The 574-nt window shown below is 43.7% G+C and carries 1 protein-coding gene; it reads right to left on the bottom strand.

What is annotated here, in order from left to right; all coding sequences use genetic code 11:
• Window positions 1–174: 174 nt before the first annotated feature.
• The coding region (locus tag CXF74_RS21635; RefSeq protein ID WP_157822528.1) for an IS110 family transposase at window positions 175–574 on the bottom strand (400 nt) is incomplete at its 5' end.

The following is a 574-nucleotide window of genomic DNA, read 5'->3' as shown; positions in this document are numbered from 1 at the left end:
CCTCCTGAATTCCAGAAGAAGTCTTACAAGCCTTTGCACCCACTATGCCTTGATGGCAGAAGTCCCGATGAGGTTCCAAGTAAGACAAACCGTTTTAAATCATCAATGCAAATTACCGTTTAGGGTTGTGGATTGATTCGTTTATTTACTAGTATTTTGTTGATTACTCACAGCTTATGAGCATGCTTTAGCTACGTTAAAGGGTTGTTTGCTTGAGAGTACCGACCAAACTATCCGTGCTAGCTTATTGGCTAAAGCAACCACCGCTTTGCACCCATGCATGCGCTCTTTGAGTTTTTTTAACCAGCAACTTAATACATCATCTTTTTTGTCACACCAATTTAATACAGTGCGGGCACCATGGATTAGATATTTCCTGAGCGCGCTATTTCCTCGCTTGGTTATTTTACCCATACGATTGGTTTCTCCACTAGCGTATTGTGAAGGGGTAAGCCCAATCCACGCAGCAAGTTGCCTACCATTCTTAAACACGTTGGCGTCACCAACAGCCGCCATTAATGCAGCTGCAGTAACAGGGCCGACACCAGGAATAGTTAGTAGTAGCTTGTACGCT

It is taken from the genome of Psychromonas sp. Urea-02u-13, from assembly GCF_002835995.1.
Classification (GTDB): domain Bacteria; phylum Pseudomonadota; class Gammaproteobacteria; order Enterobacterales; family Psychromonadaceae; genus Psychromonas.
This window is presented reverse-complemented; position numbering and strand designations above follow the sequence as displayed.